The 15,970-nt window shown below is 70.3% G+C and carries 10 protein-coding genes; 4 read left to right on the top strand and 6 right to left on the bottom strand.

Annotation, left to right across the window (positions count from 1 at the left end; genetic code table 11):
• Positions 1-12: 12 nt before the first annotated feature.
• Positions 13-1,782 carry an ABC transporter ATP-binding protein gene (locus tag ACQEU8_RS03455; RefSeq protein ID WP_433096648.1) on the bottom strand — a complete coding sequence of 590 codons (1,770 nt, stop codon included), beginning with the start codon at positions 1,780-1,782 and terminating at the stop codon, positions 13-15.
• A gap of 71 nt (positions 1,783-1,853) precedes the next feature.
• Positions 1,854-3,758 (bottom strand): ABC transporter transmembrane domain-containing protein, encoded by a 1,905-nt coding sequence (locus tag ACQEU8_RS03450; RefSeq protein WP_433096646.1) that lies wholly within the window; start codon positions 3,756-3,758, stop codon positions 1,854-1,856.
• Positions 3,759-3,979: 221 nt separating this feature from the next.
• Here ACQEU8_RS03450 and ACQEU8_RS03445 point away from each other — a divergent pair, with 221 nt between their 5' ends.
• The gene (locus ACQEU8_RS03445; protein WP_433096644.1) at positions 3,980-4,819 is read left to right on the top strand and encodes a L,D-transpeptidase family protein; all 840 of its coding nucleotides are present in this window, start codon (positions 3,980-3,982) and stop codon (positions 4,817-4,819) included.
• A gap of 63 nt (positions 4,820-4,882) precedes the next feature.
• Here ACQEU8_RS03445 and ACQEU8_RS03440 read toward each other — a convergent pair whose 3' ends face one another.
• The gene (locus ACQEU8_RS03440; RefSeq protein ID WP_433096642.1) at positions 4,883-6,292 is read right to left on the bottom strand and encodes a Gfo/Idh/MocA family protein; all 1,410 of its coding nucleotides are present in this window, start codon (positions 6,290-6,292) and stop codon (positions 4,883-4,885) included.
• Between the two features lie 319 nt (positions 6,293-6,611).
• Here ACQEU8_RS03440 and ACQEU8_RS03435 point away from each other — a divergent pair, with 319 nt between their 5' ends.
• Positions 6,612-8,057 carry an alpha-amylase gene (locus ACQEU8_RS03435; RefSeq protein ID WP_433096640.1) on the top strand — a complete coding sequence of 482 codons (1,446 nt, stop codon included), beginning with the start codon at positions 6,612-6,614 and terminating at the stop codon, positions 8,055-8,057.
• A 243-nt stretch (positions 8,058-8,300) separates the two neighbouring features.
• Here the strand turns inward: ACQEU8_RS03435 and ACQEU8_RS03430 are convergent, their stop codons facing one another.
• Positions 8,301-11,270 (bottom strand): FAD-binding and (Fe-S)-binding domain-containing protein, encoded by a 2,970-nt coding sequence (locus ACQEU8_RS03430; RefSeq protein WP_433096638.1) that lies wholly within the window; start codon positions 11,268-11,270, stop codon positions 8,301-8,303.
• Positions 11,271-11,531: 261 nt separating this feature from the next.
• Complete coding sequence (locus tag ACQEU8_RS03425; protein ID WP_433096636.1) at positions 11,532-11,978, bottom strand: MarR family winged helix-turn-helix transcriptional regulator; 447 nt, start codon at positions 11,976-11,978, stop codon at positions 11,532-11,534.
• Between the two features lie 114 nt (positions 11,979-12,092).
• On the opposite strand from ACQEU8_RS03425, the gene ACQEU8_RS03420 reads away from it, so the two are divergent.
• A complete protein-coding gene (locus ACQEU8_RS03420) occupies positions 12,093-13,937 on the top strand; it encodes an ABC transporter ATP-binding protein (protein ID WP_433096634.1) in 1,845 nt (614 codons plus the stop codon).
• A gap of 22 nt (positions 13,938-13,959) precedes the next feature.
• Here the strand turns inward: ACQEU8_RS03420 and ACQEU8_RS03415 are convergent, their stop codons facing one another.
• Positions 13,960-15,276 (bottom strand): exo-beta-N-acetylmuramidase NamZ family protein, encoded by a 1,317-nt coding sequence (locus ACQEU8_RS03415; RefSeq protein ID WP_433096632.1) that lies wholly within the window; start codon positions 15,274-15,276, stop codon positions 13,960-13,962.
• Positions 15,277-15,446: 170 nt separating this feature from the next.
• Between ACQEU8_RS03415 and ACQEU8_RS03410 the strand changes: the two genes are divergently transcribed.
• Positions 15,447-15,956: an O-acetyl-ADP-ribose deacetylase gene (locus ACQEU8_RS03410; RefSeq protein ID WP_433096630.1), complete on the top strand. Its 510-nt coding sequence runs from the start codon at positions 15,447-15,449 to the stop codon at positions 15,954-15,956.
• The last annotated feature ends 14 nt before the right edge of the window (positions 15,957-15,970 follow it).

Genomic DNA, 15,970 nt, shown 5'->3' with positions numbered 1-15,970 from the left:
CGGCTCCTCGGCTCAGCCGTGCCAGGAGCGCCACAGCGCCGCGTACGGGCCGTCCGCCGCCACCAGTGCTTCATGGCTGCCCAGTTCGCTGATGCGGCCGTCCTCCACCACCGCGATGACATCCGCGTCGTGCGCGGTGTGCAGGCGGTGCGCGATCGCGACCACTGTGCGCCCCTCCAGGACCTGGGCCAGCGATCGCTCCAGGTGGCGGGCCGCCCGGGGGTCCAGCAGGGACGTCGCCTCGTCGAGGACGAGAGTGTGCGGATCGGCCAGCACCAGCCGGGCCAGTGCGATCTGCTGGGCCTGCGCCGGGGTGACGGTGAGCCCGCCGGAGCCGACCTCGCTGTCCAGCCCATCCGCGAGCGCCCTCGCCCAGCCGTCGGCGTCCACCGCGCCGAGCGCGGCCCACAGTTCGGCGTCGTCGGCATCCTGCCGGGCCAGCAGAAGATTGTCGCGCAGGGTACCGACGAAGACGTGATGCTCCTGGTTGACCAGCGCCACATGGCGGCGGACTTCCTCGGCGGGCAGCTCGCTCAACTCGGCGCCGCCCAGGGTCACCTCGCCCCGCCGCGGTCCGTAGATCCCGGCCAGCAGCCGTCCCAGCGTCGACTTCCCCGCCCCCGAAGGGCCGACCAGCGCGACCCGGGTGCCGGGGGCGACCTCCAGCGTGACTCCGTGCAGTACGTCGACATCGGCGTGGTAGCCGAACCGCACGTCACTGGCGCGCACGTCCTTGCCTCCGGGGGCGGTACCGCTGCCGCCTTCCGGCTCGATCTCCCGTACCCCGACCAGCCGGGCGAGCGAGACCTGGGCGACCTGCAGCTCGTCGTACCAGCGCAGGATGAGGCCCACGGGATCGACGAGCATTTGGGCGAGCAGTGCGCCGGTCGTCAGCTGACCGACACTGATCCACCCCTGGAGTACGAAGACACCGCCGAGCAGCAGCACACCGCCCATGATCAGCATGTTGCTGAGGTTGATGGCGGGGAAGAGCACGGTGCGCAGCCACATCGTCCGGCGTTCCCAGGCCGTCCATTCGGCGACGCGGCGATCGGAGAGCGCCACGCGGCGGGCGCCCAGTCGGTGCGCCTCCACGGTCCTGCCCGCGTCGACCGTCTCGGCGAGGGCCGCCGCCACCGCGGCGTAGCCCGCGGCTTCCGCCCGGTAGGCGTGCGGTGCCCGGCGGAAGTACCACCGGCAGCCCCCCAGCAGTACGGGCAGCGTGATCACCACGGCCAGTGCCAACGGCGGTGCGGTGACGCACAGCGCTCCCACCAGCAGCGCCGCCCACACCAGGCCAATGGCCAACTGGGGGACGGCCTTCCGCATGGCGTCGGCCAGCCGGTCGATGTCGGTGGTGATCCGGGAGAGCAGGTCGCCCGTCCCGGCCCGTTCAAGCACACTGGGCGGCAGGCCCACGGAACGGACGAGGAAGTCCTCCCGCAGATCGGCCAGCATCTCCTCGCCCAGCACCGCACCGCGCAGCCGCACTTGCTGGGTGAAGACCGTCTGCACCAGCAGGGCGAGCGAGAACAGGACGGTGATACGGCCGAGTTGCAGCTCGCGCTCCCCGGCTGCCAGATCGTCGACGAGCCCGCCCAGCAGCCATGGCCCCACCATGGACGCGATGACGGCGATGCTGTTCGCGGCGATGATGAGCGCGAACGTACGCCGGTGCCGCCGCAACAGCTCACGCACATAGGACCGGACGGTCGCGGGAGAGCCGACCGGGAGGATCGTCACGTCCTCGGGAGCCGAGGGGTCGTAGTCGGGCTCGGGCACGCCGAAGCGCCCGGAGTGCCCTGCGCGGGGATTCCGACGACCGTTCTGATGCGCCGGCGTGCTCTTGGGACTCACGCGGACTCGACCCCCTCGGTCTGTGCGCTGTCGGCTCGTAGGCCAGCCTGCTGCGGCGCGGCCACCTGCGGCTCGCGGGTGACGACGGCCCGGTACGCCGCGTCGGAGTGGAGGAGCTCCCGGTGGGTGCCGGCGGCTGTGGCCGTCGGTCCATGGACGAAGACAACCCGGTCGGCGCGGTCGAGGAGCAGTGGGCTGGAGGTGAAGACGACAGTCGTCCGGCCGGATCTGAGCCTGGCCAGCTCACGTGCGATACGGGCCTCGGTGTGCGAGTCGACGGCCGAGGTGGGCTCGTCCAGGACCAGCACCGGTGGGTCGGTAATCAGTGACCGTGCCAGGGCGAGACGCTGGCGCTGCCCACCGGAGAGGGACCGCCCCCGCTCGGTGATCCGGGCCCGCATCGGATCGCCCTCGGCGTCCGGGCTGCCCTGTACCAGCGCCGTGAGGACATCGCCGCACTGCGCTGCCTCCAGCGCCTGGGTGGTGGTCACCTTTCCGGAGGAGGGCACGTCCAACAGCTCGGCGAGCGTGCCGGAAAGCAGCACCGGGTCCTTGTCCTGCACGAGGACGGCGGCACGAGCCTGTTCCAGCGGCATGCTGTCGAGCGGTGCCCCGTCCAGCAGCGCGGAGGCGGGAGCCTCCTGCTCCTCGTCCTCGCTCCCGTCCGGGTCGTCGGCCGCGATAGCGGGGTGCCCGCCCAGCCGCTCCGCGAGCCGCCCCGCCGCGTCGGGATCACCGCAGACCACGGCGGTGAGCAGCCCGCCAGGAGCGTGCAGTCCGGTGTCGGGGTCGTACAGCCCGTCACGCGCCTCGGCGCTGGAAGGCGGAACCTTCACGTGCGCGTCACCCTCGGATATCTCCGGCATATCGGGCGTATCGGCCCCGGTTGCATCAGAGTCCTCGCCGGGGCGCCGCAGGCCCAGCACGCGTGCGGCGCGGGCGGCGGACGGCCGGGAGAAGGAGTACGACATGGCGAATTCACCGAAGAGCTGGAGCGGAAGGAGGAGAAAGCTGACCGCGCCGTAGACCATGACCAGTTCACCGACCGCTATCTGCCCGTCCAGCGCCAGCCGGGTGCCGAACCAGACGACGGCGACCAGCAGCAGTCCCGGCAGCGCCACCTGAAGGGCCTCGATGAACGACCACATACGGGCTGTGCGTACGGCGGCGTGCCGCACCCGCTGGGACGCGAGCCGGTAGCGGGCGAGGAAGAGATCCTCACCGCCGATGCCACGCAGCACCCGCAGGCCGGCGACAGTGTCGGCGGCCAGTTCTGTTGCGCGCCCCGCCCGCTCGCGTTGTGCGTCGGCACGTCGGGTCGCTTTGGGCAGCAGGGGCAGTACGGTCAGCGCCAGGGCGAGCATGCCCGCGCAGGCGAGCAGCCCCAGTTGCGGCTGGTAGGCCACGAGTGCCGCGCAGACGCCGAGCGTTGTCAGCAGTGCGGCGCTGAAGCGTGAGACCGCCTCGACGCACCACCCGATGCGCTCGATGTCACCTGTGGAGACGGCGACGACCTCTCCGGCGGCGACCCTGCGGGTGAGCGTGGCGCCCAGCGCCGCGGTACGGCGGGCCAGCAGTTGCTGGATGCGGGCGGCGGCGGTGATCCAGTTGGTGACGGCGACCCTGTGCAGCATGGTGTCGCCGACCGTCACGGTGAGCGTGACAACCGCCATCGCCGCCCCGGCCAGCGCCAGGTCGCTGCCCGAGCGGTGCACCACAGCGGTGACGGCCAGCCCGGCGACGGCGGGGAAGGAGGCGATCGAGGCGAGTTGCAACACGCCCCAGCCCAGCGCCTTGAGCTGGCCGCCCAGCTGCATGCGCCCCAGCCACAGGAGCAGCAGGAATCCCGACCGGACGTCGGGAACGCCGGGGTCGCTGTAGGGGAGGTCGCGAATCTGCATGACGTTCCAGAAGTCTCGAAACCGCACGGGCACGGGCACTACGACAGGCGCAGGAATTGCGCGAGGTACGACAGAAGGGCGGGCGGGCATACGGAAGATGGGCATGCGGGCAGGCGGCAGAGGTCCTGCGGGTATGCGCCGATCCCACCCGGTCACCCGCCGAATGGCAACGGATTTTCCCGGTCGTCAGCACACTTCCGGCCAATGCGAGGATGGAGGGCATGGGCATGCGTGGGGCAGGACGTACAGGCACCGGGACCACCTGGCACGGGGCAGCCGCAGACAGCCCCCGGGACGTGTCGGAGACCAGAGCCGGGGGCCGGGTCACGGCGAAGGCGGCGCTGGTGGCGGCAGCGGGCGGCACGGTGCTGGCGCTACTGCTGTCCGGCTGTGGCGGGGGCAGCGGCGACCAGAGCTCCGACAGCACGGATAAGGCGAAGGCCTCCAAGCCTTCCCCGCAGGCCGAGCTGGCCAAGGACCCGACCCGCATACCCCGCGTGGGCGACCGCCTCCAGGCGAAGATCCCCGACAACGCCCAACAGGTGGTGGCCGTCGAGGGCAAGGGCAAGGACTCGGCCGACGCCACGGTGCGGCTCTACAGCCGGCACGGCAAGAAGTGGCGCGAGGATCACAGCTGGGCGGCGCACAACGGCAAGAAGGGCTGGACGCACGACCACCGCCAGGGCGACAAGCGCAGCCCGGTCGGCGTCTTCACGCTCACCGACGCGGGCGGCGTGCTGCCGGAGCGGGACGCCAAGCTGCCCTATACCCAGACGTCGGCGTTCACCCCTCCCTCGTACTGGCCGAAGAAGACCCGGCACGATTTCGACCATGTGATCGCCATCGACTACAACCGCGTCAAGGGCACTTCCCCCCTCGATCCGACCCGGCCGCAGGGTCAGGTCAAGGGGGGCAGTATCTGGCTGCACATGGACCACGGCAGCGGTACGTCGGGCTGTGTGAGCCTGTCCAAGTCCGGAATGCGGACTCTGTTGCGCACGCTGGACCCGGACAAGCACCCCGTGGTGGTGATGGGGGACAAGGCGTCGCTCAAGCGCTGAGCCGGGCGCCGGCGTCGGCGGGAGCGCCCGGCCGACGCCACGCGCCTCCAGCCGTCGTAGCTGTCATCCCTCCGGTTTCTCCGAGTCGACACCGGGCCGCTTCTTCCGCCACAGCCCGCGGGTGAAGTCGGGGATCTCCTGCGGCATTCCCTGTGCCTTGATCGACGCGTGGCTGAGCGGTACGGGGGAGGTCCACGTCGCGGCGTCGTAGACGTCGAAGTCGGGCACCAGGCCGAGGCGCATGCACTGCATCAGCCGGAACAGCATGATGTAGTCCATGCCGCCGTGCCCACCGGGTGGATTGGCGTGTTCCTTCCACAGCCAGTGGTCGTGGTCCTTGTATTTTCCGAAGTCGCCCCACTCGTCACCGGACATGTCCGGCTCCAGATAGATGCGGGGCGGGTAGTCCTCGAAGACGCCCTTGGTGCCGCCGAGGATGTTGATACGGGAGTAGGGATGCGGGTTGGAGACGTCGTGCTCCAGACGGATGACCCTGCCCTTGGCCGTCTGGACGAGGCTGATCGACATATCGCTTTTGACGTATGTCTCCTTCCAGCTCTCGTGTCCCGGCGGCATGTGCTCCTTGCGGTAGGCGGCAAGACCGAGTGAGGGTGAGCCGAAGGTGGCGATGCGGACCGCGCGGTCGCCGCGGTTGACGTCCATGTAGTTGGCGGCGGGGCCGAACCCATGGTTCGGGTAGAGGTCGCCTTTCAGCCGGGTGTGCCACTTACGGCGCCAGGGCCCCTCGTAGTAGTCGGGGTCGAACATCAGCCCCCGCAGGTCGTGGAGATAGGCACCCGCACTGTGCAACAGGTCGCCGAAAAGCCCCTCGTGGGCCATCCGCAGTACGCGCATCTCGTTCTGCCCGTACACACAGTTCTCCAGCTGCATGCAGTGCTTACGGGTCTGTTCCGAGAGGTCGACCAGTTCCCACAGTTGCCCCAGTTCCATTGCGAGGGGGCATTCGACGCCGACGTGTTTGCCGCCCTGCATCGCGGCCTTGGCCATCTCGAAGTGCCAGTCCCAGGGGGTGGCTACGTAAACGAAGTCGAGGTCGCCGCGTCTGCACAGCTTCTCGAAGTCGTGGTCGCCCTTGGTATAGAGGGCGGGGGCGGGCCGGCCGGCGTCGGTGACCTTCTTCGCGGCGCGTTCGGCTTTCTCCCGTACCGGGTCGCACAGCGCGACCACGCGCACGCCCTCCAGCGCCAGGAACAGATCGATCATGCTTCCGCCACGCTGTCCGAGCCCGATGATGCCGACCCGGACGGTGCCGCGTTCCTCGAACGGTACGCCGATCATCGTCTTGCCCCGACGGGGCGGCGTGGCGGCGGCGTCCCCGCTCTGCTGGGCTGAGGCGGCCCCGGCCGGTGCCGCCTCAGCAGGGGTGCCCAGTGCGCCGATGCCCAGCCCGGCGCCGGCTACGCCGGCGGTCCGCAGGATGGAACGGCGACTGAATCCTTGGTCGTCACTCATGGGTCTCCCGCAGCTCTCTGCAATTCGGATGCGCGAACTCGGCTCAGGACCCTGCTGGTTGAGACCAGTGGTGCGCAAGAGCCCGCGCTTGGACTCTCGTTGCTCATGGATGGACTTCCGTTTCCGCAAAACCTTGCTGCAATACGCTGGAAACTCTTGCGACATCTCTTGACGTCGCTGTCCCGCAGCGGCAGGCTCCCGGCCGTACCACCCGTGAACCGTCCGTCCTCGGCGGCGCGTTCACGACCCCCCACGGTGGCCCAGGCGCCTGGCTGCCTTCCCGGGCCTCCCCATGCCCGCACACCGAAGGAGCCGCACGATGAGAAAACGACTGCTCAGCGTCAGTACGGTGGGAGTACTGGCGGCAAGCGGCCTGATGACGGCAACGCCCTGGCACGCCCAGGCAGCCCGCTCGGATTCAACCGCCTCCCCGCAAACCTCCGCGGCAGCACAACCCGCCTCAGGGCAGCACTCGTCAGGAAAGGCCGCCCCGCCCGGCGGAAAGACCGTCACCGCGACGCTGTTCGAGCGCCCGTTCACCTCCGTCGCGCAGGAGTGCACGGACACCCTCGGCCCGGCCGGTTACGGCTACGTCGAGGTCTCGCCCGCGACCGAGCACATCCAGGGCGACCAGTGGTGGACGTCGTACCAGCCCGTCAGCTACAAGATCGCCGGTCGGCTCGGCGACCGCGACGACTTCGCGAAAATGGTGGACACCTGTGAAGCAGCGGGCGTCAAGGTCATCGCCGACGCCGTCATCAACCACATGACGTCCGGATCGGGCACCGGAACCGGCGGCACTCAGTACACCAAGTACGGCTACCCGGGCACCTACGAGGACGCCGACTTCCACGCCTGCCGCAAGGACATCACGGACTACACCAACCGTGACAACGTGCAGAACTGTGAACTGGTCGGCCTGGCCGATCTGGACACCGGCAACGACAAGGTGCGCACCGCCATCGCCGGCTACCTCGACGACCTGCGCTCCCTCGGCGTGGCGGGCTTCCGCATCGACGCCGCCAAGCACATTGCCGCCGCCGATGTAGCCGCGATCAAGGCGAAGATGATCCAGGACCCGGGCTTCTGGGTCAGCGAGGTCATCCACGGTGACGGCGAGGCCGTGCAGCCCGACGAATACACCGGCATCGGCGACGTGGACGAGTTCCGTTACGGCCGAAAGCTCAAGAGCGCCTTCCAGGGCGGCGACCTCGGCTCACTGCGGACCGTCGGCGACGGCATGCTGGAGAGCGGGGCCGCCCGTACGTTCGTCGACAACTGGGACACCGAACGCAACGGTTCCACCCTCACCTACAAGGACGACGCGGCCTACACCCTCGCCAATGTCTTCCAGCTGGCTCACCCCTACGGCTCACCGAACGTCTTCTCGGGCTACACGTTCAGCGATCACGACGCCGGGCCGCCCACCGGTGACGAAGGGTGGACCGACACACACGCGAAGCCCGCGATCAGTGGCATGGTCGGCTTCCGCAACGCGGTCGGTGCGGCCGAGCTGACCGACTGGTGGTCCGAGGGGCAGGCTCTCGCCTTCGGGCGCGGCGACAAGGGTTTCGTCGCCCTCAACAACGGTGACGGAGAGCTGAGCCGGACCTTCCGGACCTCCTTGCCCGCCGGTACCTATTGCAACGTGGCCGCCTCGGAGGGTGGTTGCACGCAGAAGGTCACGGTCGCTGACGACGGCAGCGCCCAGGTGAACGTCCCGGCACATGGAGCGGTGGCCCTCCATGTGAACGCGACCGAGTGACACACGGGCGGGCCGCTCATCGGCGGCCCGCCTGCCTCGGCTGGCTCACCTCGCCCGCCTCGGCCCCGCCGCCCCGCCGCCTTGGTCGTCCTGCCCCGCCCGCGTCGGCCTGCCCGCCCCGTCCGCCTCACCCGCCGCCTGGGCCGCGCCCTGCCCCGTCCCTCCTCGGCTGGCCCTCTAGCCGGAGCCGGGCCGTTCGCAGGCCACCCGCTCGCCGACGGCCCGCCGACATGTCACCGTCGATCACCGTGGCCGCGTGGCCAACTCGAGTTCCTGGAGGGCGGAGTGGTACCCGCGGTTGCCCGTCGCGTGGTCGAGGCCGATCTCGCACGTCCGGTTGGCCGACAGATACGTGTCGTAGGAACGCGACGTCACCTCGGCGGCCTCGCGGGCCGTGGCGGAGGCGGTCAGCTCCCGGTGCAGCAGACCGCGGTCGCCCGCGAAGGCGCAGCAGCCGGCGTCCAGCGGCACCACCACCTCCTCCGCGCACGCCTCGGCGACCGCGCGCAGCTCCGCCTCGTCGCCCAGGTGCCGCATGGAGCAGGTGGGATGGAGAACGGCGGAGGTGACGCGCCGTTCGACGGTGAGATGGGTCAGCAGCTCCCGTGCGGCCCAGACGAGCGAGTCGAGGATTGTCAGCCGTTCGTGGAGTTTGCGGTTGGCCGGTGTCAGGTAGGGCACGACCTCTTCCGCGACGCCCAGGGTGCAGGAGGAGGCGTCGACGACGAGGGGGAGTTCACCGCCGTCCGTCCACCGCCAGGCGGCTTCCACCATCCGGTTGGCCATCAGTGTGTTGCCCGCCTCGTACCCCTTGGAGTGCCAGATCGTCGCGCAGCAGGTGCCGATGACGTCGTCCGGTATCCACACCGGGCGGCCGGCCCGGGCCGAGACGGTGACCACTGCCTCCGGCAGTGACAGCCCCGCGTAGCCGTCCGGGTCGCCGAAGATGCGGTTCACACATGCCGGGTAGTACACCGCAGCCGCGAGCTCCCTGCTCGTCGCGGGTAGCCGCTTGGCGGCCGGGGCCGGGATCTCCGGCAGCCACTCGGGCACCAGATCGGGGCGGACCGCCTTACGGGCCGCGCCGGTGACCGCGCCGAGCAGCCGGTCGCCCAGGTCCCCCTCGCGTCCACGCAGCCGTCTGCGGAGCTGGTCCGCGGCGGCCACTGCCAGGCGCGCCGAGCGCTCCACGCTTGCGAAGTGCCGTGCCGTCCGCTCCGCGTTGCGCTCCTCGCGGGGCGAGTGCCGGGCGTGCCGGAACGTCTTCATCAGCGCGCCCGTGTCGATTCCGACGGGGCAGTCCAGCTTGCACGTCGAGTCGCCCGCGCAGGTGTCGACCGCGTCGTATCCGTAACTGGCCAGCAGATTCTCGCCGACGAGGGAGCCGGAGGGCTGGCGCATCATCTCGCGGCGCAGCACGATGCGCTGGCGTGGCGTGGTGGTCAGATCCTCGCTCGGGCAGGTGGGTTCGCAGAAGCCGCACTCGATGCACGGGTCGGCGAGAGCCTCCACGCCGGGGATCGACTTCAGGCCGCGCAGATGCGCCCGCGGGTCGCGGTCCAGCAGTACGCCGGGCGCCAGGACGCCCGTCGGATCCAGCAGACGCTTGATGCGCCACATCAGCTCGGTCGCCTTGCTGCCCCACTCGAGCTCCAGGAACGGGGCGATGTTGCGGCCGGTGGCATGCTCGGCCTTCAGCGAGCCGTCGAAGCGCTCCACCGTCATCCGGCAGAACTCGTCCATGAAGGCGGCGTATCGCCGTACGTCGTCCGGGTCGGCGGCGTCGAAGGCCAGCAGGAAGTGCAGATTGCCGTGTGCCGCATGGCCCGCGACAGCGGCGTCGAAACCATGCCGCTGCTGGAGCTCCAGCAGGGCTTCGCACGCCTCGGCCAGTCTGGAGGGCGGTACGGCGAAATCCTCGGTGATCAGCGTCGTCCCCGAGGGGCGGGAGCCGCCGACCGCGGTGACGAACGCCTTGCGTGCCTTCCAGTAGAAGGCGATCGTGGCCGGGTCGCGGGTCAGCTCGTTGGTGACGGAGGCGACCGGTGCGACCAGCTCGAGTCCGGCCAGCACCTCGCGTGCCGCCTGTTCCCGCTCCTCGCGTACGGCGTCGTCGGGGGAGCGGAACTCCACCAGCAGCGCCGTGGTCTCCTTGGGCAGCTCGGCCCAGTCCTGCGGCACACCGGAGACGCGGACGGAGGCGCGAAGCGTGTTGCCGTCCATCAGCTCGACGGACATCGCCCCGGCCTCGTTGAAGCGCGGCACGGCAGCGGCCGCCGCCGACAGCGACGGGAAGAAGAACAGGCCGGTGGAGGTGCGCCGGTGCAGCGGGAGGGTGTCGAAGACGAACTCGGCGAGGAACCCGAGGGTGCCCTGGGAGCCGACCATCAGTCCGCGCAGGATCTCCACCGGGGTGCTGCCGTCCAGAAAGGCGTCGAGCCGGTATCCGTTGGTGTTCTTCAGCTCGTACTTGGCGCGGATACGGGACACCAGCTCCGCGTCGGCCTCGATCTGTGCCTTCAGCGCCAACAGACCCTCGCACAACGCGGGTTCGGCGCGGGCCAGCTTCTCGTCCGCAGCCGGATCCGCCGTGTCCACGACTGTGCCGCTGGGCAGTACGCAGGTGAGGGAGGCGACCGTGCGATAGGAGTTGCGGGTGGTTCCGGCCGTCATCCCGGAGGCGTTGTTGGCGACCACTCCGCCCACCGTGCAGGCGATGGCGCTGGCCGGGTCGGGGCCGAGCAGCCGCCCGTGGGCCGCCAGCGCGGCGTTGGCCCGGAAGACGGTGGTCCCCGGCCGGATCCGGGCCTGCCGGCCCTCTGCCAGCACCTCCACGCCTGCCCAGTGGCGCCGTACGTCGACCAGGATGTCCTCGCCCTGGGCCTGCCCGTTCAGCGACGTCCCAGCTGCGCGGAAGACGACGTCGCGGCCGTTCTCCCGTGCGTACGCCAGGACCGCGGAGATGTCGGACAGGTTCTCGGCGAGCACGACGACCTGTGGGATGAAGCGGTACGGACTCGCGTCCGAGGCGTAGCGCACCAGGTCGGAGACTTTTGAGAGCACCTTGTCGGCGCCCAGCAGCCGCTCCAGATCGCCGCGCAGCGGCTGCGACGTCCCCTGCGCCTGAGCCTCGGGGACCCGGTCAGCGGCGGGGGAGTGGCCCGCGCCGGTCCGCGGGCGCAGCGCGCCGGCCTTGGGTTCGAGCAGCGGCATGGGGCATCTCCAGGGCGCACAGGGGGTGGAGCGGGAGTGCGGGTTTATGTGTGCCACATGCTAGTTCGCCCCACTGACACCGGCCGCGAGGGCCGTCCCGGCCGGGTAACGCTCGTTGGGGCCGGGTGGCGCCCGTGCGCGCCGGATATCGCTCATCGGCGCCGGGTAGCGCTCGTCGCGCCGGGGGACGCCCGTCCGCGCCGGGTGACACCCGGCCGGCTCCGGCGCCGTCGCCCCCGTCAGCCGTGGGAACCCTCGTCGTCAGTCGTGGGGCCCATCGTCATCGAGCAGCGTCAGCAGTCGGCTCAGCTCTTCGCGCTGCCGCGGCGTCAGCGGTGCGAGCAGCTCTTCCGCAGCGCTTCTCCGTGCGCGCCGCAGTTCGGTGAGCGCCTGGGAGCCGCCGTCGGTCAGCTCGATACGGATCACCCGGCGGTTCGCGGTGTCGGGAGCGCGGCGCACCAGGCCGCGCTCCTCCAGGGCGTCGACCAGGCTGGTGACCTGCCGGGGCACCACGCCCAGTCGTGCCGCGAGGTCCGCCATCCGGGGTGGCTGCGGGCTGTGCGCGACCGTACGCAGCATTCGGCCCTGTGCGGGTGTGACGCCGAGCGGGGCGAAGTTCTGCCGGTGTGCGTGGTTGATCCGCTTGGTCAGGCGCAGCAGCTGGTCGGCCAGGTCGGAGGCGGGTTCGTCGGAGGGATGGTGGGCCATACGGGCAGGCTATCAGGGGGTAATTCATTGTGAGCATAGGTAACGATGAACTATGCTCCATAGGCTGCCCCCACCCGCACATGCCGCAGCCCTCCAGACCTCCCGAGGAGCCCCTTGCACCGAGAAGTACCCGGCTGGACGCCGTCACCGCAGGACACGCCGACAAGCCCCGAGCCGCCCGCGCAGGTGCGCCGCATCCTGCGCCTCTTCCGGCCCTACCGCGGCCGTCTGACACTCGTCGGCCTCCTGGTGGCGGCCTCCTCGCTGGTCTCCGTCGCCTCGCCGTTCCTGCTGCGCGAGATCCTTGACGTCGCCATCCCGCAGCAGCGCACCGGTCTGCTGTCGCTGCTCGCCCTCGGCATGATCGTCACCGCCGTCGTGACCAGTGTCTTCGGCGTGCTCCAGACGCTCATCAGCACCACGGTCGGCCAGCGCGTGATGCACGACCTGCGCACCGGGGTCTACGCCAAGCTCCAGCGGATGCCGCTGGCCTTCTTCACCCGGACCCGGACGGGTGAGGTCCAGTCCCGCATCGCCAACGACATCGGCGGCATGCAGGCGACCGTCACCTCCACGGCCACCTCGCTCGTCTCCAACCTCACCAGCGTGGTGGCCACCATCGTCGCCATGCTCGCGCTGGACTGGAGGCTGACGCTCGCCTCCCTGATGCTGCTGCCCTTCTTCGTGTGGGTGAGCCGCCGGGTGGGACGGGAGCGAAAAAACATCACCACACAGCGGCAGAAGCAGATGGCCGCGATGTCCGCCATCGTCACCGAGTCCCTGTCGGTCAGCGGCATCCTGCTCGGCCGGACCATGGGCCGGGCCGACTCGCTCACCAAGAACTTCGCCGACGAGTCCGAGAGACTGGTCGACCTGGAGATCCGCTCCAGCATGGCCGGGCGCTGGCGGATGTCCACCATCGGCATCGTCATGGCCGCCATCCCCGCACTGCTCTACTGGACGGCGGGCATGCTCACCCAGTTCGGCGGCCCCGCCTTCTCCATCGGCACCCTCGTCGCCTTCGTCACCCTGCAGCAGGGGCTGCTGCGGCCCACCGTCTCGCTGCTCACCACCGGCGTGGAGATGCAGACCTCACTGGCGCTCTTCCAGCGCATCTTCGAATACCTCGACCTGCCCGTCTCCATCACCGAGCCTTCCCGTCCGGTCGCGCTCCCGCACGTGCGCGGTGAAGTCCGCTTCGACAACGTCGACTTCACCTACGACACCCACCCGCCCGGCAGCCCCGCACACGACACCGGGTACACCCTGCGCGGCATCGACCTGACCGTCCCGGCAGGCAGCAGCCTCGCCGTGGTGGGAGCCACAGGCTCCGGCAAGAGCACACTCAGCTACCTGGTGCCCCGCCTCTACGACGTGACGGGCGGCCGCGTCACCCTCGACGGCGTCGACGTACGGGACCTCGATTTCGCGACCCTCTCGGCCGCGGTGGGTGTGGTTTCCCAGGAGACCTATCTCTTCCATGCCACCGTTGCCGACAACCTGCGCTTCGCCAGGCCGGACGCGACGGACGAGCAACTGCGCGAGGCGGCGCGGGCTGCGCAGATCCACGAGCAGATCGCCGCACTGCCGGACGGCTACGACACCCTCGTCGGCGAGCGCGGCTACCGCTTCTCCGGCGGTGAGAAACAGCGCCTCGCCCTCGCACGCACCATCCTGCGCGACCCGCCGGTGCTGATCCTGGACGAGGCCACCAGTGCGCTCGACACCCGTACCGAACGCGCCGTCCAAGAGGCCATCGACGCACTGTCGGAAGGCCGCACCACACTCACCATCGCGCACCGGCTCTCCACCATCCGGGACGCCGACCAGATCGTCGTCCTGGACGGCGGCCGGATCGCCGAACGGGGCACCCACGCCGAACTCCTCGCGGCGGACGGAAAGTACGCCGCACTGGTGCGGCGCGACAGCGAGACCGTGGACGTGACGGTGAGCGGGTGACCGCAGGGGCAGCCCGGCCGCTTCAGCGGTACAGCAGGTACTGCCGTCGTGTCTGCTCGAAGTCACGCACCTCGGAGCGCCACGCGCCGGTGATCTCCTCCAGGCTGCGGCCCGCGTCGAGCATCTCCCGCAGCCGGGAGGAGCCCGACAGTTTGTCGATCCAGAACGGCCGCTTGGGGTCGGCATCCTCACGCCAGGCGAAACCGTCGTACCGCATGGCCTCGCGCAGCATGGCCACCGCTGTCGGTACGGCCCGGTAGCGGACGGGATCGGTCACCAGCAGCTGCACTCCCGCGCAGGTCTTCCCCTGGTGCTTGCTGAAGGTGGGCACGAAGTAGCCCTCCCGGAAGCGCACTCCCGGCAGCCGCAGGGCGTTGAGCCGGTCGCTGTAGTGGTGGTCGAGGAACGGTGCGCCGATGAACTGGAACGGCAGCGTGGTGCCGCGTCCCTCGGACAGGTTCGTCCCCTCGAAGTACCCGGTGCCCGCATAGGCGGTCGCCGTGTCGGGTGTCGGGACGTTCGGCGAGGGCGGCACCCACGGCAGGCCCATCTGCTGCGCCGTCGTACGAGGTGACCAGCCGCGCACCCGGACGACCTCCAGCTGCACACGTCCGCCGTCGCCCTCACGGGGCAGCAGCTCGCCGTTGAAGTAGCGGGCCAGCTCGCCGACGGTCATGCCGTGCTGCTGCACGATTGGCTTGAGTCCCACGCCGGAGGCGAACTCGGGTTTCAGCAGTGGGCCGTCCGTCCTGCGGCCGATCGGGTTCGGCCGGTCCAGGACGACGAAGGACGCTCCGATGTCCCGGGCGGCGACCATCGCGTGGTACATCGTCCAGATGTACGTGTAGAAGCGCACGCCGACGTCCTGGATGTCGAAGACGACGGTGTCCGTTCCCGCCTTGCGGAAGAGCGCCGCCATCTTCGCGCCGTCGGCGCCGTACGCGTCGTAGACGGTCAGTCCGGTACGTGGGTCCTTGAACTCGGGCTCGGACTCGCCGGCCTGCGCGCTCCCCCGAAAGCCGTGCTCGGGGCCGAAGACACCCACGATGCGCAGCTCTTCGTGGGCCGCCATCGAGTCGACGACATGGCCGGCGTCCCGCAGCACGCCGGTCGGGTTGCTGACGACACCCACCTTCCGGCTCCGCAGCATGCGCCAGCCCTCGGCCGCCGCGACATCGGCGCCCGGGAGCACGGGCCGCGCACCGTGTCCGTCGGACGACCGGGGGCCGACGGTCTGTCCCGACGGTGCGGCAGCAGCGGACCGGGCGAGCAGCGGAGTGGCGACGGTGGCTGCCGTGCCACCGGCCAGCAGTGAACGGCGCGAGGGTGCAGCGGTCATGGGGACCGTCCTTCCGGCGTCCAGGAGTGCAGCAGGCGGTGGGGCAAGCTAATACGAACGTGCGACCGGCGACCAGAGGGCGCGCAGCGGACAGTGCCGGAGAAAGCCGTCCGAAGGGTGCAGCAGGTAACCGATGTGCGCGGTGGCGTGCACCGCGTCAGGATGGGCCCATGCCGACGAACATCACCCTGGTGCAGGGCGACATCACCGAACAGGATGTCGACGCCGTGGTCAACGCCGCCAACTCCTCGCTGCTGGGCGGGGGCGGCGTGGACGGCGCCATCCACCGCAAGGGCGGCCCGGACATCGTCGCCGAGTGCCGCAAGCTGCGCGCTTCCCACTACGGCAGCGGCCTCCCCACCGGACAGGCCGTCGCCACCACAGCGGGACGGCTGCCGGCCCGCTGGGTCATCCATACGGTGGGCCCGGTGTGGAGCCGGGAGGAGGACCGCTCGGAACTGCTGGCCTCCTGCCACCGGGAGTCGCTGCGCGTGGCACGCGAACTCGGTGCCCGCACTGTCGCGTTCCCCGCCATCTCCACGGGCGTCTACCGCTGGCCGCTCGACGACGCCGCGCGCATCGCGGTGCGCACGCTCCGGGAGGAGGGCGAGGGCTTCGCCGAACTGCGTCTCGTCCTGTTCGACCAGCGCTCCTACGACGCCTTCAGCGCGGCCCTGTGAGCGCGCCGGTCGTC

This window comes from Streptomyces sp. CA-250714 (genome assembly GCF_050936705.1).
In the GTDB taxonomy this organism is placed as follows: Bacteria; Actinomycetota; Actinomycetes; order Streptomycetales; family Streptomycetaceae; genus Streptomyces.
This window is presented reverse-complemented; position numbering and strand designations above follow the sequence as displayed.

Coding starts and splice junctions, on each gene's coding strand:
- ACQEU8_RS03450 (WP_433096646.1), bottom strand. CDS start 3,758: ATGCAGATTCGCGACCTCCCCTACAGCGACCCCGGCGTTCCCGACGTC.
- ACQEU8_RS03445 (WP_433096644.1), top strand. CDS start 3,980: ATGGGCATGCGTGGGGCAGGACGTACAGGCACCGGGACCACCTGGCAC.
- ACQEU8_RS03440 (WP_433096642.1), bottom strand. CDS start 6,292: ATGAGTGACGACCAAGGATTCAGTCGCCGTTCCATCCTGCGGACCGCC.
- ACQEU8_RS03435 (WP_433096640.1), top strand. CDS start 6,612: ATGAGAAAACGACTGCTCAGCGTCAGTACGGTGGGAGTACTGGCGGCA.
- ACQEU8_RS03430 (WP_433096638.1), bottom strand. CDS start 11,270: ATGCCGCTGCTCGAACCCAAGGCCGGCGCGCTGCGCCCGCGGACCGGC.
- ACQEU8_RS03425 (WP_433096636.1), bottom strand. CDS start 11,978: ATGGCCCACCATCCCTCCGACGAACCCGCCTCCGACCTGGCCGACCAG.
- ACQEU8_RS03415 (WP_433096632.1), bottom strand. CDS start 15,276: ATGACCGCTGCACCCTCGCGCCGTTCACTGCTGGCCGGTGGCACGGCA.
- ACQEU8_RS03410 (WP_433096630.1), top strand. CDS start 15,447: ATGCCGACGAACATCACCCTGGTGCAGGGCGACATCACCGAACAGGAT.